At 64.6% G+C, this 20,065-nt stretch carries 21 protein-coding genes and 1 tRNA gene; 12 read left to right on the top strand and 10 right to left on the bottom strand.

What is annotated here, in order from left to right; all coding sequences use genetic code 11:
• Nucleotides 1–82: 82 nt before the first annotated feature.
• The gene (locus ACVWY1_RS19590) at nt 83–1,051 is read right to left on the bottom strand and encodes a polyprenyl synthetase family protein (RefSeq protein ID WP_102683861.1); all 969 of its coding nucleotides are present in this window, start codon (nt 1,049–1,051) and stop codon (nt 83–85) included.
• Between the two features lie 244 nt (nt 1,052–1,295).
• Between ACVWY1_RS19590 and rplU the strand changes: the two genes are divergently transcribed.
• From rplU to ACVWY1_RS19565, 5 genes are all read left to right on the top strand, one after another.
• Nucleotides 1,296–1,610, top strand: a complete 315-nt coding sequence (rplU, locus tag ACVWY1_RS19585; RefSeq protein WP_003247466.1) for a 50S ribosomal protein L21 — start codon at nt 1,296–1,298, stop codon at nt 1,608–1,610.
• A gap of 37 nt (nt 1,611–1,647) precedes the next feature.
• Nucleotides 1,648–1,905: a 50S ribosomal protein L27 gene (gene rpmA / locus ACVWY1_RS19580; protein ID WP_003247464.1), complete on the top strand. Its 258-nt coding sequence runs from the start codon at nt 1,648–1,650 to the stop codon at nt 1,903–1,905.
• A gap of 188 nt (nt 1,906–2,093) precedes the next feature.
• Nucleotides 2,094–3,317, top strand: coding sequence for an Obg family GTPase CgtA (gene cgtA / locus ACVWY1_RS19575; RefSeq protein WP_023631407.1), 1,224 nt, complete (start codon nt 2,094–2,096; stop codon nt 3,315–3,317).
• A gap of 87 nt (nt 3,318–3,404) precedes the next feature.
• A complete protein-coding gene (gene proB / locus ACVWY1_RS19570) occupies nt 3,405–4,523 on the top strand; it encodes a glutamate 5-kinase (RefSeq protein WP_110702511.1) in 1,119 nt (372 codons plus the stop codon).
• A 5-nt stretch (nt 4,524–4,528) separates the two neighbouring features.
• Nucleotides 4,529–4,993: a CreA family protein gene (locus ACVWY1_RS19565; protein WP_110702513.1), complete on the top strand. Its 465-nt coding sequence runs from the start codon at nt 4,529–4,531 to the stop codon at nt 4,991–4,993.
• Between the two features lie 123 nt (nt 4,994–5,116).
• Here ACVWY1_RS19565 and mksF read toward each other — a convergent pair whose 3' ends face one another.
• Genes mksF through mksB form a run of 3 tightly spaced genes read right to left on the bottom strand, consistent with a single transcriptional unit; the run spans nt 5,117 to nt 9,928 of the window.
• Nucleotides 5,117–7,948, bottom strand: a complete 2,832-nt coding sequence (gene mksF / locus ACVWY1_RS19560) for an Mks condensin complex protein MksF (RefSeq protein ID WP_102683858.1) — start codon at nt 7,946–7,948, stop codon at nt 5,117–5,119.
• Nucleotides 7,945–8,652 carry an Mks condensin complex protein MksE gene (gene mksE, locus ACVWY1_RS19555; RefSeq protein ID WP_046857180.1) on the bottom strand — a complete coding sequence of 236 codons (708 nt, stop codon included), beginning with the start codon at nt 8,650–8,652 and terminating at the stop codon, nt 7,945–7,947. Before mksE ends, mksF begins: the two co-directional genes overlap by 4 nt.
• Nucleotides 8,642–9,928: an Mks condensin complex protein MksB gene (mksB, locus tag ACVWY1_RS19550; RefSeq protein WP_277502847.1), complete on the bottom strand. Its 1,287-nt coding sequence runs from the start codon at nt 9,926–9,928 to the stop codon at nt 8,642–8,644. Before mksB ends, mksE begins: the two co-directional genes overlap by 11 nt.
• Nucleotides 9,929–10,190: 262 nt before the next feature.
• Here mksB and ACVWY1_RS19545 point away from each other — a divergent pair, with 262 nt between their 5' ends.
• On the top strand, nt 10,191–10,982 hold the full coding sequence (locus tag ACVWY1_RS19545; protein ID WP_457378671.1) for an energy transducer TonB: 792 nt from the start codon (nt 10,191–10,193) through the stop codon (nt 10,980–10,982).
• A complete protein-coding gene (rimI, locus tag ACVWY1_RS19540; protein ID WP_457378659.1) occupies nt 10,979–11,434 on the top strand; it encodes a ribosomal protein S18-alanine N-acetyltransferase in 456 nt (151 codons plus the stop codon). Before ACVWY1_RS19545 ends, rimI begins: the two co-directional genes overlap by 4 nt.
• Before the next feature lie 53 nt (nt 11,435–11,487).
• On the opposite strand, the gene ACVWY1_RS19535 is transcribed toward rimI, so the two are convergent.
• Complete coding sequence (locus ACVWY1_RS19535) at nt 11,488–12,651, bottom strand: hypothetical protein (RefSeq protein WP_457378658.1); 1,164 nt, start codon at nt 12,649–12,651, stop codon at nt 11,488–11,490.
• Between the two features lie 65 nt (nt 12,652–12,716).
• Between ACVWY1_RS19535 and ACVWY1_RS19530 the strand changes: the two genes are divergently transcribed.
• On the top strand, nt 12,717–13,301 hold the full coding sequence (locus ACVWY1_RS19530) for a YcbK family protein (RefSeq protein ID WP_177431937.1): 585 nt from the start codon (nt 12,717–12,719) through the stop codon (nt 13,299–13,301).
• Here the strand turns inward: ACVWY1_RS19530 and ACVWY1_RS19525 are convergent.
• Nucleotides 13,241–14,146, bottom strand: a complete 906-nt coding sequence (locus ACVWY1_RS19525) for a LysR substrate-binding domain-containing protein (RefSeq protein ID WP_277502853.1) — start codon at nt 14,144–14,146, stop codon at nt 13,241–13,243. The genes ACVWY1_RS19530 and ACVWY1_RS19525 overlap by 61 nt on opposite strands.
• A 200-nt stretch (nt 14,147–14,346) precedes the next feature.
• On the opposite strand from ACVWY1_RS19525, the gene ACVWY1_RS19520 reads away from it, so the two are divergent.
• Nucleotides 14,347–14,961, top strand: coding sequence for a LysE family translocator (locus ACVWY1_RS19520; RefSeq protein ID WP_139668546.1), 615 nt, complete (start codon nt 14,347–14,349; stop codon nt 14,959–14,961).
• Nucleotides 14,962–15,015: 54 nt separating this feature from the next.
• Here the strand turns inward: ACVWY1_RS19520 and ACVWY1_RS19515 are convergent.
• Both ACVWY1_RS19515 and ACVWY1_RS19510 read right to left on the bottom strand, forming a co-directional pair.
• Nucleotides 15,016–15,092: transfer RNA gene (locus ACVWY1_RS19515), tRNA-Met, on the bottom strand.
• 97 nt (nt 15,093–15,189) lie between these two features.
• Entirely contained in the window at nt 15,190–16,113 is a 924-nt protein-coding gene (locus ACVWY1_RS19510; protein ID WP_431197018.1) for a FecR family protein, read from the bottom strand.
• Between the two features lie 201 nt (nt 16,114–16,314).
• Here ACVWY1_RS19510 and ACVWY1_RS19505 point away from each other — a divergent pair, with 201 nt between their 5' ends.
• The gene (locus ACVWY1_RS19505; RefSeq protein ID WP_258701143.1) at nt 16,315–17,529 is read left to right on the top strand and encodes an MFS transporter; all 1,215 of its coding nucleotides are present in this window, start codon (nt 16,315–16,317) and stop codon (nt 17,527–17,529) included.
• Nucleotides 17,530–17,626: 97 nt separating this feature from the next.
• On the opposite strand, the gene ACVWY1_RS19500 is transcribed toward ACVWY1_RS19505, so the two are convergent.
• A complete protein-coding gene (locus ACVWY1_RS19500) occupies nt 17,627–17,890 on the bottom strand; it encodes a DUF3077 domain-containing protein (RefSeq protein ID WP_102683851.1) in 264 nt (87 codons plus the stop codon).
• A 27-nt stretch (nt 17,891–17,917) separates the two neighbouring features.
• Nucleotides 17,918–18,160, bottom strand: a complete 243-nt coding sequence (locus ACVWY1_RS19495) for a hypothetical protein (RefSeq protein WP_277502862.1) — start codon at nt 18,158–18,160, stop codon at nt 17,918–17,920.
• 440 nt (nt 18,161–18,600) lie between these two features.
• Between ACVWY1_RS19495 and ACVWY1_RS19490 the strand changes: the two genes are divergently transcribed.
• Together ACVWY1_RS19490 and ACVWY1_RS19485 are read left to right on the top strand one after the other, a co-directional pair.
• A complete protein-coding gene (locus ACVWY1_RS19490) occupies nt 18,601–18,744 on the top strand; it encodes a hypothetical protein (protein WP_177485986.1) in 144 nt (47 codons plus the stop codon).
• A 125-nt stretch (nt 18,745–18,869) separates the two neighbouring features.
• The gene (locus ACVWY1_RS19485) at nt 18,870–20,027 is read left to right on the top strand and encodes an MFS transporter (protein WP_277502864.1); all 1,158 of its coding nucleotides are present in this window, start codon (nt 18,870–18,872) and stop codon (nt 20,025–20,027) included.
• Nucleotides 20,028–20,065 lie beyond the last annotated feature (38 nt).

Genomic DNA, 20,065 nt, shown 5'->3' with positions numbered 1-20,065 from the left:
CATCGCGGGGCAAGCCCGCTCCCACGCCATGATGTGCTGGCGTGGGAGCGGGCTTGCCCCGCGATAGGGGTGATGCGATGTATCAGTGCGTACGCGCTACTGCAAACTCGCTCAGCTCTACCAGTGCATCCCGGTACTCGCTGGCCGGCAGCACTTCCAGGCAGGCGATGGCGCGGGCGACGTAGTCGCGGGCCATCTGCGCGGTGTAGTCCAGGGCGCCGGACGCCTCGACGGCGATGCGGATCTGCTCCAGGTCCTCCAGGCCACCCTTCTGGATCGCCTGGCGCACCAGCGCGGCTTGCTCCGCGGTACCTTCGCGCATGGTGTAGATCAGCGGCAGGGTCGGCTTGCCTTCGGCCAGGTCGTCACCGACGTTCTTGCCCAGGGTCTCGGAGTCGCCCTTGTAGTCGAGCAGGTCGTCGACCAGCTGGAAGGCCACCCCCAGGTGGTCGCCGAAGGTGCGCAGGGCTTCGCGCTGCGCGTCCGTGGCGCCGGCCAGGGCCGCGGCGCTGTGGGTCGAGGCTTCGAACAGCATCGCGGTCTTGCCGCGGATGACGTCCATGTAGATCTCCTCGGTAGTGCTGGCGTCGCGCACGCGCGACAGCTGCAGCACTTCACCTTCGGCGATCACCCGGGTGGCCTTGGAGAGGATCTGCATGACCGGCATCGAGCCCAGCTCGACCATCATCTCGAACGAGCGCGAATAGAGGAAGTCGCCCACCAGCACGCTCGGCGCGTTGCCCCACAGGGCATTGGCGGTGGAGCGGCCACGGCGCATGCCGGACATGTCGACCACGTCGTCGTGCAGCAGGGTGGCGGTGTGCAGGAACTCGATGGTCGCCGCCAGCAGGCGCAGGTCGTCGCCCTCGCGGCCCAGGGCCTTGCCGCACAGCAGCACCAGCAGTGGGCGCAGGCGTTTGCCGCCGGCGGACGTAATATAGTCGCCGATCTTCGATACCAGCGGCACGCGCGAGGTCAGCTGCTTCTTGATGATCTCGTCGACGGCGCTGAAGTCATCAGCTACCGCGCGGTAGAAGGTTTGGGGTTGCATCGGCTGCTCCATTGAGGTTGCGCGGCATGCTAGGTCGCAGGTACCGGTGTGTCAAGGCGCGGTGGCCGTGGCCCCGGGCCGGTACTTGCAAGCATTTATGGGGTTGCGTACAATCGCGCACCCTAACTTCCTGGGCAGCACCTGCCTTACGCAATTGCACCGGGCCGTTCCAGCCCTGTGCAGCCATGCCAGCCAATACTCATCATATAAAGCGCTGGGTGAGCAGGATTATCGGAGAAATACCATGTCTTACGCAGTAATCGTTACCGGCGGCAAGCAGTACAAAGTCGCTGAAGGTGAATTCCTCAAGATCGAGAAACTGGAAGTCGCTACTGGCGAATCCGTGACCTTCGATCGCGTTCTGCTGGTCGCCAACGGTGAAGAAGTCACCATCGGTGCTCCAGTTGTTGCTGGTGCTAAAGTAGTGGCCGAAGTCGTTTCGCAAGGCCGCCACGACAAGGTTCGCATCATCAAGTTCCGTCGTCGTAAGCACCACATGAAGCGCATGGGCCACCGCCAGTGGTTCACCGAAATCAAAATCACCGGTATCCAGGCTTAATCGCCCCGATCCCCTGAATTTATTGGAGAATTGAACCATGGCTCACAAGAAGGCTGGTGGTAGTACTCGTAACGGTCGCGACTCAGAATCGAAACGCCTTGGCGTGAAGATGTATGGCGGTCAGGTCATCAAGCCTGGCAACATCATCGTCCGTCAGCGCGGCACCGAATTCCACGCTGGCTACGGCGTTGGCATGGGCAAGGATCACACCCTGTTCGCCAAGATCGAAGGCGTGATCAAGTTCGAGAAGAAAGGCGAGTTCATGCGCCGTTACGTGAGCATCGTCGCCGCTTAATCGCGACGTCGCTCCAGAAGCCCCGTCATGCGACGGGGCTTTTTCGTTTGTGGTGAGCCTCTTGCAAAGCTGTTTGTCTGGGCTGCCGGCGTTGGTTTCTGGTTCGTACGGGGCCGCCGCGCTCATTTTTGCAAGAGCCTCATGGTTTTCTGGTTTTCGACTCGTCGTCCGACGAGAGGCGGTTTTGAATGAAGTTTGTAGACGAAGTATCGATCCGAGTAAAAGCCGGTGACGGCGGCAACGGTTGCATGAGCTTCCGCCGCGAGAAATTCATCGAGAACGGTGGCCCCAACGGCGGCGACGGCGGTGACGGCGGCTCGGTGTACATGGTGGCCGACGAGAACCTCAACACCCTCGTCGACTACCGCTATACCCGCCACCACGAGGCCCAGCGCGGCCAGAACGGCGGCAGCACCGATTGCACCGGCAAGAAAGGCGAGGACCTGTTCCTGCGCGTGCCGGTCGGCACCACCGTGATCGACGCCTCCACCCAGGAAGTGATCGGTGACCTGGTCACCCCGGGCCAGAAGCTGATGGTCGCCCAAGGCGGCTGGCACGGCCTGGGCAACACCCGTTTCAAGTCGAGCACCAACCGTGCGCCGCGCCAGACCACTCCAGGCAAGCCGGGCGACCAGCGCGACCTGAAGATGGAAATGAAAGTCCTGGCCGACGTCGGTCTGCTGGGCCTGCCGAACGCCGGCAAGAGCACCTTCATCCGCTCGGTCTCGGCTGCCAAGCCGAAGGTCGCCGACTACCCGTTCACCACCTTGGTGCCGAACCTGGGCGTGGTCAGCGTCGATCGTTGGAAGAGCTTCGTTATCGCCGACATCCCCGGCCTGATCGAAGGCGCCTCCGAAGGCGCGGGCCTGGGTATCCGCTTCCTCAAGCACCTGGCCCGTACTCGCGTGCTGCTGCACCTGGTCGACCTGGCGCCGCTGGATGGCAGCAGCCCGGCCGACGCCGCCGAGGTGATCATCAACGAGCTGGCGCAGTTCAGCCCGGCGCTGGTCGACCGTGAGCGCTGGCTGGTGCTGAACAAGGCCGACATGATCATGGACGACGAGCGTGACGAGCGCGTCAAGGAAGTGGTCGAGCGCCTGAACTGGGATGGCCCGGTGTACGTGATCTCGGCTATCGCCAAGCAGGGCACCGAGAAGCTCAGCCATGACCTGATGCGCTATCTCGAAGACCGCGCCGACCGCCTGGCCAACGACCCGGCCTACGCCGCAGAGCTGGCCGAGCTCGACCAGCGTATCGAAGACGAAGCCCGTGCCCAGCTGCAGGCCCTGGACGACGCCCGCACCCTGCGTCGCACCGGCGTCAAGAGCGTGCACGACATCGGTGATGATGACGACTGGGATGATTTCGAGGACGACGAAGACGGCCCGGAAATCATTTACGTGCGCGACTGATCGGTTGCAGTACACTAAACGCCGCTCTCTGGAGCGGCGTTTTTGTATCCAAGGTATCTACAGATTCGACATAGGTTGGAAGAGAAGATGCGAAGCAAGGTGACTGGCGCCAAGCGCTGGGTCGTGAAGATCGGCAGCGCGCTGCTGACCGCCGACGGCAAGGGCCTCGACCGGGGCGCCATGGCGGTTTGGGTCGAGCAGATGGTGGCCCTGCGTGAAGCGGGCGTGGAACTGGTGCTGGTCTCCTCCGGGGCCGTGGCGGCGGGCATGAGCCAGCTGGGCTGGACCACGCGACCGAGCGCGATGAACGAGCTGCAGGCCGCCGCCTCGCTCGGCCAGATGCGCCTGGTGCAGGCCTGGGAGTCGAGCTTCGGCGAGCACGGCAAGCACACCGCGCAGATCCTGCTGACCCACGACGACCTTTCCGACCGCAAGCGTTACCTCAACGCCCGCAGCACCCTGCGTACCCTGGTCGACCTGGGCGTGGTGCCGGTGATCAACGAGAACGATACCGTGGTCACCGACGAAATCCGCTTTGGCGACAACGACACCCTGGCGGCGCTGGTGGCCAACCTGGTTGAAGCCGACCTGCTGGTGATCCTCACTGACCGTGACGGCATGTTCGACGCCGATCCGCGTAACAACCCCGAAGCCCAGCTGATCTACGAAGCCCGCGCCGACGACCCGTCGCTGGACGCCGTGGCCGGCGGCACCGGCGGCGCCCTGGGCCGTGGTGGCATGCAGACCAAGCTGCGCGCCGCGCGCCTGGCCGCCCGTTCCGGTGCGCACACCATCATCATCGGTGGTCGTATCGAGCGCGTGCTCGACCGCCTGAAGGCCGGCGAGCGCCTGGGCACCCTGCTGTCGCCCGAGCGTGGCATGCTCGCCGCGCGCAAGCAGTGGCTGGCCGGGCACCTGCAGACTCGTGGCACCTTGGTGCTCGACAACGGTGCCGTGAAGGCGCTGCGCGAATCGAACAAGAGCCTGCTGCCGGTTGGCGTGAAGACCGTGCAGGGCAGTTTCCGCCGTGGCGAGATGGTGGTCTGCGTCGGTCCCGACGGCCTGGAAGTGGCCCGTGGCCTGGCCAACTACAGCGCCCTGGAGGCGCAGAAGATCATCGGCCAGCCGTCGGATGCCATCGAGAGCCTGCTGGGCTACAGCGCCGAGCCTGAGCTGGTGCACCGCGACAACCTGGTGTTGGTCTGAAGGAGATGCAAGTGCTTAAAGGATTGATTGCTGCCGCCGCGCTGGCGCTGCCGCTGCTGGCCGGGGCCGAGGAAATCGGCCAGGTGTCCACCGTGTTCAAGTTCGTCGGGCCGAATGACCGCATCGTGGTCGAGGCGTTCGACGACCCGAAGGTCGATGGCGTGACCTGCTATCTCTCGCGAGCCAAGACCGGTGGCCTGAAAGGTGGGTTGGGTCTGGCCGAGGACCGTGCCGAGGCGTCGATTGCCTGCCGTCAGGTTGGGCCGATCCAGTTCAAGGGTGAGCTCAAGGATGGCGAGGAGGTGTTCAAGGAACGCACCTCGCTGGTATTCAAGACCATGCAGGTGGTGCGTTTCCTCGATAAGAAGCGCAACACGTTGGTGTACCTGGTGTACAGCGACCGCGTGATCGAAGGCAGCCCGCAGAATGCGGTGACGGCGATTCCGATCGTGCCTTGGGCACAGCAGTGAACTCCTGAATTTGGGGAGGCCTTCGGCCTCCCATCGCGGATGAATCCGCTCCTACAGACATTGCGCTGTCTGTAGGAGCGGATTCATCCGCGATGGGCCGCAAAGCGGCCCCAATACTCCTGATCAGGCCAGCTCTTCGGCCTCATCCTCACGCACGATCGCCTTCACCTCGTCGCGACGGCTGATGTACTTCCAGTCCGCCTCGTCGATGTAGATGCCGTTCGGCCCGCTACCACCTTCCAGGTCGATCGCCACCCGCGCCGACACCTGCGGCTTCACGCTCGCCAGGATCGGCACGAAGCCCAGCTGCTGGCTCGTCTCCAGCAACGCGGCCTGGTTGCGTTCGTCGATGTCCGCCGCCTCGTCGAGGTAGTACGGCAGGCGAATGCGCCCGGCCAGGTCGCGGTCCATCAGGTGCAGCAACAGATACATGTTGGTCAGCGCCTTGATGGTCATGGTGGTGCCGTTGGACGCGGCGCCATCGATGTCGGCGTGGATCACCGGCTGGCTGTTGATCTTGGTGATCTCGAAGGCCAGTTCGAACAGGTCCTTCAGGCCCAGCTGGTTGTGGTTGGCCGCCACCAGCCGCGCCAGGTACTCCTTGGCCTCTTCGTTCTTGTGATCCTGCTCGGCGCTCTGGGTCAGGTCGAACACCGACAGGGTCTCGCCTTCCTCGTACTGGCCGGCGCTGTGGATGATCTGGTCGATGTGCTTGAGCGCTTCCTTGTTCGGTGCCAGCACCACGCGGAAGCTCTCCAGGTTCGACACCTGGCGCTTGTTGATCTCGCGGTTGAACAGCGCCAGCTGGTGCTCGAGGCTGTCGTAGTCGCTGCGGATGTTGCGCAGGGTCCGGGCAATGTCGGTGACCGCGGCGCGGCGGGCCTTGGCCAGGGTCAGCGCTTCCTCGGTGCGGTGCGAGTAGGCGTTGATCAGCAGCTGCAGGCGGCGTTCCATGTCGTCTTCGCTGTCGAACTTGGCCACGCCCTTCAGGCGCACCTGGGCGTACAGCGCCTCGATCTGGTTGTCCACGCGCTGCAGGGCCTGCCAGCTGTCCTGGTAGTCGTTGAGCAGCGGCAGCAGGTTGTCCATGGAGTCGTCGATCGCCTCCATGAACGGCGTGCCGAACGGCAGGTCGGCCGGCAGCAGTTGGCGACGGCGCAGGGCGTCTTCCAGGGTGCGCTGCTTGGCTTCCAGGTCGGCGATCTGTCGGCCCACCAGTTGCAACTTGGCCGACAGCTGCTGGACGCGCTCGGTGAAGGCGTCGCTGGAGCGCTTGAGCTCGTCCTGGGCCGCTTCCAGCTGGCCCAACTGCTCCATTTTTTCCGGCTCTTCGGCGGCCAGGGTTTCGGTGCGGCGGAAGTCCTCCAGGGCCTTCTGCGCGTCCAGCACCTGTTGGTACAGCGCCTCGGTCTGCGCCTTGCTGGCGGCGCGGTCGAGGGCCACGGCTTGCTGGGTCTTGAGCTGCTTGAGCTCTTTCTCCAGGCGTTCCTTCTGGTCGCGCAGGGCGGCGCGGTCGGCCAAGGCCTGCAACGCGGGTGGGTCAATGTGCGAGATGTCGATGGACAGGCCTGGCACTTCGAAGCGCTCGCCCTTGAAGCGGTCGAGCACGCCTTCCAGGGTTTTCACCCACACGTCGCTGTCGTCCAGCTCGATGCCGCGGTCACCCATCGGCAGGCTGAACAGCGCGCCGTTGAACAGGCGCATCAGGCGGTCCACGTCCTGCTGCGAGAACTCTTCGCGCAGGCGGGCGTAGCTGTTGTTGTCGGCGTGGTCGAGCTGCTGCTTGACCGCCTTGACGCGTTTTTCCAGGTCGCGCACGCGCTCGTCGAGGTCCTCGGCGGAGAACTGCCGCGATTGGGCCAGGGCGCCGGCCAGTTCATCGTGGGCGTCCTTGGCGGCCAGCAGCTGCTGCTCCAGTACCTTGACGTCGGTGACCAGGGCGAAGCGGTGCTTGAGCACCGACAGCTCGCCCAGCCAGCGCTGGATACCGGTGATCTCGCGCTCCAGGCGCATCAGCTCCTGGGTGCCGCCGCGCTGGTCGTTCTGCAGGCGGTCCTGCTCGCCACGGTAGTGCTCGGATTGGATTACCAGCTCTTCCTTGCGCGCCATGGCGTATTCCTGCCAGGTGCCCAGCAGGTTGTCGAGCAGCGGCGAGATGCGGTGCAGCTTGCCGCGCAGGATGTCGCGCTGGGCCACGCCGCCGGCCAGGGCCTCGACCAGCGGGCCGGCAGCCACCAGGGCGTTGTAGTCGCCCTCCATGCGGCGCACGTCGCGGAACGCCTCTTCACAGGCGGCGATGTAGTCGACGCTACCTGAACGCAGGCTGTGTTCGAAGGCGTCGAGGAACAGCTGCTTGAGCTTGGCGGCGGTGATTTCGCGCATGTGCAGCAGGTTGATGAACAGCGCGCGGAAGGTCTTCAGGCTCTGTTCGCTGGTCGAGCGCAGCGGGATCAGTGTCAGGTCCAGCGGCACCGAGGTGTGGCCGCCGACCAGCAGCCGGCGCAGTTCGTCCGGCTTGAGCTCGTAGGCCTTCAGGCCATGGCGCTCGAGGTTGGTGAACAGCTCTTTCTGGCGCAGGCAGGTATCGTCTTTCTGGTAGTGGGCCAGGTCCAGCTCGCCTTGATAGGCGAAGAACTGGTGGCCGAAGCCGCCACCCGGCCCGCGGCCGACCACGCCGATCACGTGCGGGCCGTGGGGCAGGTTCAGTTCGGTGAGGATGTAGCTGGTGTCGCTGGCGAAGTAGAAGCGCCGCGACTGCTCCAGGCTGTACTTGCCAAAGCTCATGTCGGACATGCGCGCCAGGATCGGGAACTGCAGGGCGTTGATCGACGCCGATTTACCCAGGTTGTTGGCGCCATAGACCGACAGCGGGTGTTCCAGGGGGAACAGGCCGAGGCTGTAGCCGGCGGTGTTGAGCAGTGCGAAGCGGCGGATGCCGTAGCGTTCCTGGCTCATGCGTCAATCTCCTGTTGCTCTTCGCGGATCGCCCGAGCCAGGGCATCCTCTTCGCTTTCCTCGCCGTCGAACGGGGTGAGGTCGAGCGGGTCGTCGGTGCGGTTGAGTTCTTCGGGCGTCTCTTCCACCACCAGCACGGGTACCGGCAGCGGCAGGTCGCTGTGCAGGGTGGCGGCCAGGTCGCGGTCCTGCTGGACCGACAGGCATACGTCGAGAAAGCGGTGCATCGGCGGCAGGAAGCGGTAGATGCCGCCTTCCTCGTGGGCAAAGCCGAGCTGGCTCATGCGGCGCATGATCTTTTCTTCGAGCTCGTCGACGGTTTGCACCTCGGCCTGCAGGAACAGGTCGCGGTACTTGTCCAGCAGCGACGGCAGTTCGTCGCGGCCGATGCTGCCACCGTCGAGCACGGCCATCGGGTCGCGTCCCTGGTCGGCGAGGTGCTCGACCAGGATGAAAGTGAACAGCGACAGGCGCTGGGCGGTCTTGTTGACCTGCGCGGCGGCCTGCTCGGGGACGAAGTAGTAGAAGCCGCGGGTATCGCACACCAGCTCGAAGCCCAGGGCCTTGAACAGGGTGCGGTACTGGTCCTGGAAGTTCGACAGCTGGGCGTACAGCTCCGGGTCGCGGCGGCTGACGTGGAAGCCCTTGAACAGCTCGCGGAAGATCGGCGCGAGCTGGGACAGTTCGGAAAGATCAAGATGCATGGGTGGGGCTCGCGGTGGATTCGGTCGTGGTCGCCGGCTTGTCGCGGCTGGAGGTCAGGGCGTAGGAGTGCAGGCTGACCAGGTGTTCGCGGGTGAGGTATTGCTGGCGATCGAGGCGCTCGCGGCTGAAGCGTTTCTCGCGCGACAGACGCGAGAACCAGTACAGCAGTTCGTCGGTGGCGCCTTCAGGCTCCTGTTCCAGCAGCCAGACCATCAGGTCCGGTAGCGGCAGGGCGTCTTCGCAACGTTCGAGCATTTCCTTGACCGTGCGCGGGGCGCGGGGCAGCGGGCCCTTTTGCGTCTTGTGCGCCTTGGGGAAGCGCGCGGGCTTGGGCTCGAAGCGGGCCAGGGCGTAGACGTAGGCCTCGACCTGGCTGGCGCTGCCGAGGAAGGTGCTCTGCGGGCGGGTGAACATCGGCATGGCCGCCTGCGGCACGGCGTCGATGCCCTTCTTGCGGATCACCGACAGGGCCAGGGCGGCGCCTCGGGTAACAGCGTTGTGCCGGCGCGCCTCTTCACGCAGCGGCAGCAGCAGCTCGCGGGCGTGGCGCAAGGTCAGCTGGGCGCTGGTCTGCATCTCGAGGATGCGCGCGTGGGTACGCAGCAGCATGTCGTCGTCGACCAGATGCCCCAGGCGCGCCTGCTCGCCCAGCAGCCGCAGCAGCACGGTCTCGACCTTGCGCACGCCCTGCTCGAAGGCGCCATCGGCGTTGACCAGCTGGATCATCGGCTCGACGTATTCGTCCCAGGTCGCCAGCACTTCGGCGTAGCGCTGGCGCAGAGGGATCTGGCGGTTGCTGGTCTTGGCCCGCTCGGCCACGGCCACCAGCGCCTGCTCGTCGTTGTCGAGCTTCTTCAGTACATCGCGCACGCGCATGTCGAGCAGGCGCAACTGGCGCGCCAGGTCGTCGCTGTCGCGGTTGTCGAAGGCGTCCTGGATATGCCCGGCCAGGCGCTCCAGGTGGCGCAGGTAGGCCTCGATCTCCAGGCACAGGCCCAGCCGGTGCTCGCGGCGCAGGTAGGCGAGGAAGTCGTGGATCTGCGCGTTGAGCTCGAAACGGTTGGGGCTTTTGGCCACCGGGACCAGGATGTCCAGGCGGATCCACACGTCAAGCAGCTGGGTGATGTCCTGCGGGGTGCTTTCCACCTGCTGGCGGGCCAGTTGCTGGCGCAGCTCGACCAGGCTCAGGGTGCCCTGGTCGAAGCGCTCGCACAGCGGCTCGATCAAGGCCCAGTGTTCGGCTAGGGCGCGCAGGACGCGCTTGGGTTCGATCATTGGCGGGTCGACTCGTTGCCAAATAAAAGCGGCGATTGTACTGCATCCGGGGGGGAGGATTTCACCCCTTGGTCTGTTATGGGGATAACCCTGATCCTTTTGGGGGATTCACCGGCCTCATCGCGGGGCAAGCCGCTCCCACGTCCTAAGGCAGGCGTGGGAGCGGGCTTGCCCCGCGATGGCCGACAATCTGTTGCGGCGCATCCAGGTCAACAGCGTTAGAATGCCCGACTGTTTCGACTATCCACCGGATACCCGCGCCTTGCTGATCGAGTCCCGCCGCCGCGCCTACCTGTCCGCCATGCAAGTGGTGCACTGGCTGCCGCGCGCCGAACTGCCGTTCGCCGCGCCGTCGCGGCCAGAGCTGCTGTTACCGGTGGCGCCGGTCGATGAGGTTGACTTCGAGGTGAGACCGGCCGCTCCTGCAGCTGCGCCGAGCGCCACCCCGGCAGCCCCTCAGGCGCGTGCCGAGCGGCCGAAGATCGAGATCCCGCGCCCGGGCAGCGCGCCGAAAGTCGCCGCCAAGCCGATCGAGGCCGAGGCAGAGCCTCCCGCGTCGCGTCCGGCGCCCGTGCCACCACCACGCTTCGCCCTGCAGTTGCTGCGTGCCGGCGACTGCCTGTTGCTGGTGGAGCTGGCCACCGGCCAGCCGTTCCAGAGTCGCGACCCGTCCTACCTGCTGCTCAAGGACATGCTACGCGCCGCCGGCCTGCCGAACGCCCCGCAGATCATTGGCGAGCCAGTACGCTGGCCGTTGCTGATGCGCGGCAACATGGACCAGGGCCCGGACGCCGCCCGGGACTTTGTCCAGGGCTTTATCGCCGCGCGCCTGGAAGAGGCGCCGTGCGCCTGCCTGTGGCTGATCGGCCTGCCGGCCATTCGCTTCGCCGGCCAGGCCGACGACGAAGCCTATTACCGAGAACTCAAGGTCGACCTGCTCGGCGATGCCTGGGCCTTGCCCGGCCTTGAACTGTTGATGGACGAGCCGCAGCGCAAGGCGGACGTCTGGAAAGCCATGCGCCAGCTGATGGCGCGCTGGAAATGTGTTGAATGAGTGACTCGATCAGTTTCCGCCCGGCGACCGAGGCGGATCTGGATACCCTGCTGAAGATCGAATATGCCGCCTTCAGCCATCCCTGGACCCGCGGCATCTTTCAAGATGCACTGAAGTCCTACGAAGTGTGGCTGATGTTCGACGGCCAGCAGCAGGTCGGCCACGGCGTGATCAACGTGATCATCGATGAGGCGCACCTGCTCAACATTACCGTCAAGCCGGAAAACCAGGGCTGTGGCCTGGGCCTGCGCCTGCTCGAACACCTGATGGCGCGGGCCTACCAGCTCAATGGTCGCGAGTGTTTCCTGGAAGTGCGCGCCAGCAACCAGTCGGCGTATCGCTTGTACGAGCGCTATGGCTTCAATGAAGTCGGTCGGCGCCGTGACTACTATCCGATGGCGGGTGGGCGGGAAGATGCGCTGGTGATGGCCTGTACGCTGCTCGACGATTGATTTCGCGAGCTGTCTTGTAGTGGGGCCGCTACGCGGCCCCTTGTGCAAGTGACTCAGATCTCTGGGTGCTGCACTTCGATTGGTTTACGCAGATCTCGCAAGCTGCGCGTCACCGCCCCGGTATTGCACTTGGCCGCCGCCTGCTCCGGGGTCATCTCGCGAATGGTGCGGTAGAACAGTTCGCAGGTCTGCTTCTTCTGGGTGACCTGCCACTTGCTGGTGCAGGCATCCAGGGTGAGCTTGGCATCGGCCTGGGGATTGCGCCCCATGCCGGCCTGCCAGCAGGCTGCGGAGAGGTCCTGGCCCATCATCTTCAAACCGGCCGCATCGGCCTTGTCCTGGTCGCCGTCGTAGCTTTTCGGGTCGGCGGCGTACCAGATCGCGCTCGGGTGGTTGGCGCCGAGCACGGGCACCTTGGCGCTGTTGGCCTCGGGGCTGATGCTCACCAGGCCGAGCACGTTCACCTTCGGCCCATACTGTTGCTGGATCCAGGCCCGTACCGGCGCGCCGAACGCGACCATCGGCAAGGCGCCTTTGCCATCGTGGGTCAGGGCCACTTCCTTGACCATGCGCACCTGGTAGTCGTTGAAGTAGCTGTAGACCCCTTCCAGGTCCTTGCCGGCGCTGGCCGGCGCGGCGATCGGGGCGATGTCGACGATGGTCTGGTAGGCCGGGGTCTGGGTAGCCTCGACACCATTGAAGGTCAGAAGCTCCGCCCAGCGGTCGGTGGTGTTGGACTTGAGGTAGTCCTGGTAGCGGGTCAGCGAATAGTCCGGCGGGAAGTGCAGCAACTCGATGCTGCGGCGATTCTCCAGGGCCATGCCCAAGGGCAGGAACAGGTACCAGCTATAGTCCCAGCCGCCTTTCTGGTTGAGGCGGGTGGCGCCCTGGTAGGCCAGCTCGCCGCTGTCGAGCAGCTTGCGCAAGGGTTCGGCGTAGCTCACCGGTACGTCGGTGATGCTGGCGTGCAGCTTGTCGTTGTCGCGGTTCACCGTGACCTTGGCATTGGCATAGCCGTCGCGCTGCACGCTCTGAGTGAGGTAGTGCTCGACGGTCTTCTCCAGTGACCAGTCGCGGTAGCAGATCACGTTGCAGTTGTTGGGGTAGGCGAACAACCGGGTGACCCGCTGGGCATCGCCCAGGTCGATCTGCGCGTCGGCCATGGCCAGGCCGCTGAAGGCGAGGGCGGCCAGGCCCGATACAGCAATCTTGTGCATGCTTAACTCCTTGTCAGTGGCCGCCAGGACGGCGGACCGCCCATGGTGGATGAAGAGGTGGGGGAATGAAAAGCGCCAGGATATGGCTATTGGCTAGCGCGCTGATCGGGCTGGGTACGGTCCAGGCCGATGAACGCGATGTGTGGATGTTCGCCCAGTGGGCCGGGGACCACGAGAACCGCCGGTTTCGTGAAATGCTGGTGGACGCCCGGCTGTATGGCGTGGTGCCGATCCATCAGTTGCTGCGCTCGGCCTCGGACTGGCGCCTGTGCCAGGCTTCACCCTTTGCGGTGCCGCCGGCGAGCCATTGGCCGGCGGTGCGCTCGACGCTGGCCTTGATCCAGACCCTGGACCAGCAGGGTGTCCTGCGCCAGTTCGAAGTGGTGTCGGCCTACCGCGATCCCCGGCTCAATGCCTGTGCCGGCGGCGCGCCGAGCAGCGCGCACATGCGCGCCTTCGCCGTCGACCTGCTGCTGCCGTCCTGGGCCGACCCGAACCCGCTGTGTCGTTTCTGGCAGCAGCACGGCCGGGCCTGGAACATGGGGCTTGGCCGTTACCCCTCGGGGCGCATCCATATCGACACGGCCGGCTATCGCACCTGGGGCGGCGATGGCGGGGCCGGTTCGTCGTTCTGCAGCAAGCCCAGGTGAGCGAGGCAGATACGGCATTCTTGACCGACCCACTGGGCGAAGCGCTGGCGCTTGCTGCCGTCGTCCAGTGGTAGCGGGCTAAGCAGGTGATAGCTGGAGCCGTCGCGCAAAAAGCCGAAAGGGGCCTCCATCTGGCCGTTGCTCAGCTCATCGCACACCATCAGTGCCGAGGCGATGGCCATCCCCATGCCGGCGCTGGCGGCCTGCAGCGACAGGTAGAAGTGCTCGAAGTCGCTGCGTGTCCTGTGCGGGAGGTGCTGGCCGCTCAGACGCAGCCACGTCGCCCAGGCATCGGGGCGAGTGCTGCTATGGAGCAGGCGTTGGCCGTTGAGGTCTGGCCTTGCTACCGGCCCGATCCACTCATCGCAGATTTTCAGGCTGTGCAGCTGACGATCCCAGTGGAAGTCGTCCCGGCGCAGTGCCAGGTCGATGCCGCCACGGGCGAAGTCCACCGGCCCGCCGGCCGCCACCAGGTGCAGTTGCAGGTCGGGGTGTGCGGCGTGAAAGCGCGGCAGGCGCGGGATCAGCCAGCGCATGGCGATGGTCGGCTCGCAGGAGACCACCAGCACGTTGTCTTCAGCCTGCTGTTGCAGGCGCTGCACGGCGCCCTCCAATTGCTCGAAGATCGACTGGGTGGTGCTGTGCAGCTCGCGCCCGGCGGGGGTGAGAAAGATTGCCCGGTTGCGCCGTTCGAACAAAGCCACGCCGAGGCTTTCCTCGAGCAGGCGCACTTGGCGGCTGACGGCGCCGTGGGTGACATGCAGGTGCTCGGCGGCGCGCACGAAGCTTTCAGTGCGGGCGGCGATGTCGAAGTAGCGAAAGGCGGTAAGGGGAGGCTGTTTCATGGGCTGGCCTGTTCTGGCTTTATCGCGGGGCGAGCCCACTCCCACGCGTGGGAGCGGGCTTGCCCCGCGATAGGCCAGTCGATTCAATGCAGATAGGTGAGTAAAACTAGCAGATTAGCCAGACTATAAATCGATTTTTACTCGTTCCAGGTAACAGGATAATCCCATCTTCCGTGAATTTTCATCGAGGATCCCTGTTTGTGAACGAACTCATCGCCGTTGCCCTGTTCACCATCCTGGCCGTCATCAGTCCTGGTGCCGACTTCGCCATGGTTACCCGCAGCAGTTACGCGCAAGGCCGCACGGCCGGTCTCGCCGCTGCGGCGGGCATCGCCCTGGGTGTGCAGGTGCATGTGCTGTACACCGTGCTTGGCATTGCCGTGATCATCAGCCAAACCCCCACACTGTTCCTGGCCATGAAGGTGGTAGGGGCGGGCTACCTGCTCTACCTGGGCTACAAGTCGCTGACCAATACCACGCGCATTGAGCTAGACGGCCTGTCGCAAGGTGCGTCCAGCGTGGCGAGCGCGTTGCGCACGGGCTTTCTGACCAACGCCTTGAACCCCAAGACCATGCTGTTCGTGGTCAGCGCCTATACCCAGGTAGTGCGGCCGGGCAGCCCGCTGGCGCTGGACTTCGCCTATGGTGCGTTCATGTCGTTCGCCCATTGGGCCTGGTTCAGCCTGGTGGCGGTGTTCTTCTCCAGTGCGCGATTGCGTGCGGCGATGATCGAGCGCCAGCGCACGGTTGACCGGGTAATCGGGGTGGCCTTGATCGGCCTGGGGCTGGCCGTGGTGGTGGCGGGAGTGAAGTAACGTTTTCGCGGGCAAAGAAAAAGGGCTTATCTTTCGATAAGCCCTTTTAGAAGGTGGTGGCTACACAGGGACTTGAACCCCGGACCCCAGCATTATGAATGCTATGCTCTAACCAACTGAGCTATGTAGCCAACTTGGCGCGCATTATTAGCTCGAATCGCGATCCTGTCAACAACGTTTTCAAAAAAATTTTCCAACCTTTCAAACGCTTAGCCGAGAAGGGGCGCTTCAGCGCACGATCAGCCAGTGGCCAAACAGGTTGTGCAGCCGCAATTGCTGATCGGCGGCCAGGCGCTCGAGGCTCTGCGCCGGGTGGTCGAGGTCGAAATCACCGCTGACCCGCTGGTAGGCCGTTGGCTCGTTCATCATCCAGACACGCTGGCCACGGTAGTTGGCCAGGCGCTCCAATATTTCGCCCAGCGGCAGGTTCCGGGCCTTCAACTGACCGTTGCGCCAGGCATCGACCAGCTTGGCGTCGATCTTCTCGACGGAATTGATGCGGGATTCACTGAACGTCACCCGTTCGCCGGCGCTGACCATGCGCTGGTCACCGCCCTGCAGGACCGCGGCCTTGCCGCTGAGCACCACCAGTTCGTCGTACTCGGCATGGCGGGCGATCTGCAGGCGAGTGCCGAACACCTGGATCCGGGTGTCATCGACCTGCACCTCCATGGCCCGGCCATCGAGTCTCACCTCCAGGTAGACCTGGCCCTGTACCAGATGCAACTGGCGGGTGCGGCCACGCAGGTCGACATTCATCGCGCTGGCGCTGTCCAGGTGCAGGGTCGAGCCGTCGGCCAGGCGCACGCTGCGGCGTTCGCCGCTGTCGGTGTGCAATTCGCTGCCCAGACGCTGCATCAGCGGCCAGTAAATCCAGGCGAGTGCCGCCACCAGCATCAGGAACAGCAGCGCCAGGCACAGCCCGGCACGGCTGCGGCGCACCTTGGCGACCCGTGGTCGTGGCCGGGCTGCCGGCACCTGCAACTGTTGCCAGTAAGCTTCGAGCTGGGCATACGCCCTGGCGTTGAGCGGGTCCTGGCACCAGCTGGCGAACGCCTGACGCAGGGTCTCGTCACAGCCGGGTTGGCGCAGGCGTGAGAACCAGTCCAGGGCTTCCTGCTCGGGGTCGGGCGTGGGCTGCAAGGCGGGCATCGGGCTCATGGGATCGGTCTGCTCGCAGAGGGCGGGCGGTTTCGCCCAGCGTTCACAGGGAAGAGGAGAAAGGATGCTAAATATATTGAGAATTATTTACAAGTACGTGTCGGATGGAAGGCTCGCGTAAATAAAAAGGTAGCTTCGTATCTATTTGTTTCACGATAATCGGATCCCGACCCGCAGACGGACATCCAGCCCATGGCCATCAGCAGCACACCGACTTCCAGCGCGAGTAGCCCGGCAAACCCGGCCACGCCGCTGGTGATGAGCATCATTGGTTTCTGCGCCCTGGCGCACCTGATCAACGACCTGATCCAGGCGGTTCTGCCGGCGATCTACCCGATGCTCAAGGCCAACTACAACCTGAGCTTCGCCCAGATCGGCCTGATAACCCTGACCTTCCAGATCACTGCCTCGTTATTGCAGCCGTGGGTGGGCTTCTTCACCGACAAGCGGCCCACGCCGAACCTGTTGCCGCTGGGCACCCTGTGCACCCTGGTGGGAATCGTGATGCTGGCCTTCGTTGGCAGCTTCCCGATGATCCTGCTGGCCTCGGCGCTGGTGGGCATCGGCTCCTCGACCTTCCACCCGGAGACCTCGCGCATTGCCCGGCTGGCCTCGGGCGGGCGCTTCGGCCTGGCCCAGTCGAGTTTCCAGGTTGGCGGCAACGCCGGCTCCGCCCTTGGCCCGTTGTTGGCGGCGGCAATCGTCATTCCCTTTGGCCAGACCCACGTGGCCTGGTTCGGCGTGGCCGGGCTGTTCTTCTTTGCCGTGACCCTGATGCTGCGCCGCTGGTACAAGGAGCACCTGAACCAGGCCAAGGCGCGCAAGGCGGTGCAGGCCACCCACGGCATCTCGCGGCAGCGGGTGATGATGGCCTTGGTGGTGCTGGGCCTGCTGGTGTTTTCCAAGTACTTCTACATGGCCAGCTTCACCAGCTACTTCACCTTCTACCTGATCGAGAAGTTCCAGCTGTCGGTGGCCAGTTCGCAGCTGCACCTGTTCCTGTTCCTAGGCGCGGTGGCGGCGGGCACCTTCTTTGGCGGGCCCATTGGTGACCGCATCGGGCGCAAGGCGGTGATCTGGTTCTCGATCCTCGGCGTGGCACCGTTCACCCTGGCGCTGCCCTATGCCGACCTGTTCTGGACCACCGTGCTCAGCGTGGTGATCGGTTTCGTCCTGGCTTCGGCGTTCTCGGCCATCGTGGTGTATGCCCAGGAGCTGGTACCGGGTAATGTCGGGATGATCGCCGGGATCTTCTTCGGGCTGATGTTCGGGTTTGGCGGGATCGGCGCGGCGCTGCTGGGGTATGTGGCCGACCTGCGTGGGATCGAGTATGTGTACGGGGTTTGCTCGTTCCTGCCGTTGTTTGGGTTGCTGGCGGTGTTCTTGCCTTCCACCGGCAAGCGCTGAGAGGGTAGGGGCGCTGTGCGCCCCTTTCGCCGCCGCGACAAGCCGGCGCCCGGACGTTTGTGCTCAGGCGTTTTGCCTGCGCGATGCTTTTGAGGTGTCAGCGCTTCATGCCTAGCTCGGCATCATCCATCAGCGCCTTGGCCAACGCGCTCAGGTAATACGACGCCCAGAGCAGCTGGGGCTTTTCTTCCATGATCCCGGTGATGGTCAGGTCGCGCACGCAGCCCATCAACTCCGAGGCCTGATCGCGGGCGTGCTGGCAAGGGATGCCGGGCTCGATGCAGAACAGCGGTTCGGTCATGCCTTCGCCCTGGTAGAACTTGGTCTTGCCGACGGTGGTGTGGATGTCGTCTGTGGTCATGGTTGTTCTCCCTGAAATGGTCGGTGCCTAATGCAGCGTCGGCGCCTGTGCCGGCATCTGCACCTGGATCAACGCCGCTTCGAGCAACACACGCAGCGACTCCATTTCATGCATCGACGCCGTCATCAACACGGCGGCCGGCGACCTGGGCTTGAGCTGCACGGCATGATGGGCCACGGTCAACGCGCACAGGGCGTACTCGGTGGCCTGGATGAGGGTGTCTTCGAGGGAGTGAGGGTTGTGGGGTGGATCGGGGACAATCTTAAGCATTTTGGGGCACCTGGATAGGGCCACCACACGCCTGCTGTCAAACAAGAAGGTGGCAGCTGTACATGGGTTGACAGACCGGTAGGTATCCCAAAACCCGGCGCACAAAAGTGCCCCACGCACAGCCGCCATATAAGGCTAAGCCACGGGAATAAACCTAAGTCGGCCTGTCAAAGCCGGTCGCTGATTTTGCAGCGACCGCCCGAGACTAGAGGCCAACCCAGAGCACCGCAATGGCTTGAAAGGGCTTGGGAGTATGTTTGGGAAATGGACTACAGGGAATGGGGAAAGTCTTAAAAAATCACCACTTCTCCGCTTACGACTTTCAGCGGGCGTTGTAGCGCGGCGGCGTCTACAGAGAGGGCGAAGCCACTGTGGCGATTGACGGTCTGGATCACCTTGGCCTAGAGTGCCGCCTCCTCAATACCTGCGTAGCCGATGCAATGCGCCGTACCCGTAGCCTTCGCCCACACCGCCAGCCTGTCGCCCCGACAGCGCGCCGCGCGTGGCCGAGCGACACGGTGCTCAAGCGTCGACGCAGCGTGCTGTTCGCCTTCACCTTCTCGCCACACCTTGCCCTGAACTGATCCGCGCCCCTGCGTAGCGCGCCTTCCCGGCGTGACGGCGGGCGTCTGCGTTCGAACATCTTTCAGCGGATTTTCCAGTCGGCCAGGGCCAGAGCCCCTGTTCGCCGGCTTGCAAGGAGTGGTACATGAACATGCGTTTGCTGGCGGGCCTGTTGTTCGCCGTGTCGGTGGTGGGTTTCAGCCTCGGGGCGAGCCTGCCGCTGGTGTCGTTGCGCCTGCACGAGGCGGGGGCGGGGACGCTGGAGATCGGCATCATCTCGGCGATCCCGGCGGCGGGCATGATGCTTTCGGCGTTCATGGTCGATGCCTGCTGCAAGTACCTGACCCGCCGCGTCATCTACCTGCTCAGCTTCAGCCTGTGCACCCTGAGCATCGCCTTGCTCGAGTGGGCCTTCGACTCGATGCTGTGGTTGGCGCTGCTGCGCCTTGGGCTGGGCATCGGCATGGGCATCGCGATCATCCTTGGCGAGTCGTGGGTCAACGAGCTGTGCCCGGAGCACAACCGCGGCAAGATCATGGCGCTGTATGCCACCAGCTTCACCGGCTTCCAGGTACTTGGCCCAGCGTTGCTGGCGCTGCTGGGCGCCAATAGCCCATGGCTGACCGGCGTGGTCACCCTCTGTTATGGCCTGGCCTTGCTGTGCATCCTGTTCACCGTGCCCAACGATCATGTCGAGCATGAGGAAGACGCCAAGAGCTTCGGCCTGGCCGGTTTCTTCCGTGTGGCCCCGGCCCTGTGCGTGGCGGTGCTGTTCTTCTCGTTCTTCGATGCCGTGGTGCTGTCGCTGCTGCCGGTGTACGCCACCAGCCATGGTTTCGCCGTGGGCGTGGCGGCGCTGATGGTGACCGTGGTGTTCGCCGGCGACATGCTCTTCCAGCTGCCGCTGGGCTGGCTCGCCGACCGGGTTGAGCGTACCGGGCTGCACCTGGTGTGCGGGCTGGTGGCGATGAGTATCGGCATCGCCTTGCCGTGGCTGCTGCAGATGACCTGGCTGCTATGGCCGCTGCTGGTGGTGCTCGGCGCGGTGGCGGGGGGCATCTACACCCTGGCCCTGGTGTTGATCGGTCAGCGTTTCCGGGGACAGGACCTGGTGACCGCCAATGCCAGTGTCGGCCTGTTGTGGGGCGTCGGCAGCCTGGTCGGGCCGCTGGTCAGCGGCGCGGCGATGGACGTGGCGCCCCATGGCTTGCCCATGGCGTTGGCGCTGATGGCGGGACTGTTCGTGTGCTTCGCCCGCCAGGCCTATCGCCGGGCAGGCAAGCTTCAGGCAGTGGCGGACTGATCCCCAGCCATCGCGGGGCAGGCCCGCGATGGCCATGG

Source organism: Pseudomonas sp. TE6288, from assembly GCF_054062095.1.
This window is presented reverse-complemented; position numbering and strand designations above follow the sequence as displayed.

Coding starts and splice junctions, on each gene's coding strand:
- ACVWY1_RS19525 (WP_277502853.1), bottom strand. CDS start 14,146: ATGAAACAGCCTCCCCTTACCGCCTTTCGCTACTTCGACATCGCCGCC.
- ACVWY1_RS19490 (WP_177485986.1), top strand. CDS start 18,601: ATGCGCCGTACCCGTAGCCTTCGCCCACACCGCCAGCCTGTCGCCCCG.
- ACVWY1_RS19485 (WP_277502864.1), top strand. CDS start 18,870: ATGAACATGCGTTTGCTGGCGGGCCTGTTGTTCGCCGTGTCGGTGGTG.
- mksE (WP_046857180.1), bottom strand. CDS start 8,652: ATGCATCTTGATCTTTCCGAACTGTCCCAGCTCGCGCCGATCTTCCGC.
- ACVWY1_RS19590 (WP_102683861.1), bottom strand. CDS start 1,051: ATGCAACCCCAAACCTTCTACCGCGCGGTAGCTGATGACTTCAGCGCC.
- ACVWY1_RS19535 (WP_457378658.1), bottom strand. CDS start 12,651: ATGCACAAGATTGCTGTATCGGGCCTGGCCGCCCTCGCCTTCAGCGGC.
- ACVWY1_RS19505 (WP_258701143.1), top strand. CDS start 16,315: ATGGCCATCAGCAGCACACCGACTTCCAGCGCGAGTAGCCCGGCAAAC.
- proB (WP_110702511.1), top strand. CDS start 3,405: ATGCGAAGCAAGGTGACTGGCGCCAAGCGCTGGGTCGTGAAGATCGGC.
- mksF (WP_102683858.1), bottom strand. CDS start 7,948: ATGAGCCAGGAACGCTACGGCATCCGCCGCTTCGCACTGCTCAACACC.
- rpmA (WP_003247464.1), top strand. CDS start 1,648: ATGGCTCACAAGAAGGCTGGTGGTAGTACTCGTAACGGTCGCGACTCA.
- ACVWY1_RS19530 (WP_177431937.1), top strand. CDS start 12,717: ATGAAAAGCGCCAGGATATGGCTATTGGCTAGCGCGCTGATCGGGCTG.
- mksB (WP_277502847.1), bottom strand. CDS start 9,928: ATGATCGAACCCAAGCGCGTCCTGCGCGCCCTAGCCGAACACTGGGCC.
- ACVWY1_RS19510 (WP_431197018.1), bottom strand. CDS start 16,113: ATGCCCGCCTTGCAGCCCACGCCCGACCCCGAGCAGGAAGCCCTGGAC.
- ACVWY1_RS19495 (WP_277502862.1), bottom strand. CDS start 18,160: ATGCTTAAGATTGTCCCCGATCCACCCCACAACCCTCACTCCCTCGAA.
- ACVWY1_RS19500 (WP_102683851.1), bottom strand. CDS start 17,890: ATGACCACAGACGACATCCACACCACCGTCGGCAAGACCAAGTTCTAC.
- rplU (WP_003247466.1), top strand. CDS start 1,296: ATGTCTTACGCAGTAATCGTTACCGGCGGCAAGCAGTACAAAGTCGCT.
- cgtA (WP_023631407.1), top strand. CDS start 2,094: ATGAAGTTTGTAGACGAAGTATCGATCCGAGTAAAAGCCGGTGACGGC.
- ACVWY1_RS19565 (WP_110702513.1), top strand. CDS start 4,529: ATGCAAGTGCTTAAAGGATTGATTGCTGCCGCCGCGCTGGCGCTGCCG.
- rimI (WP_457378659.1), top strand. CDS start 10,979: ATGAGTGACTCGATCAGTTTCCGCCCGGCGACCGAGGCGGATCTGGAT.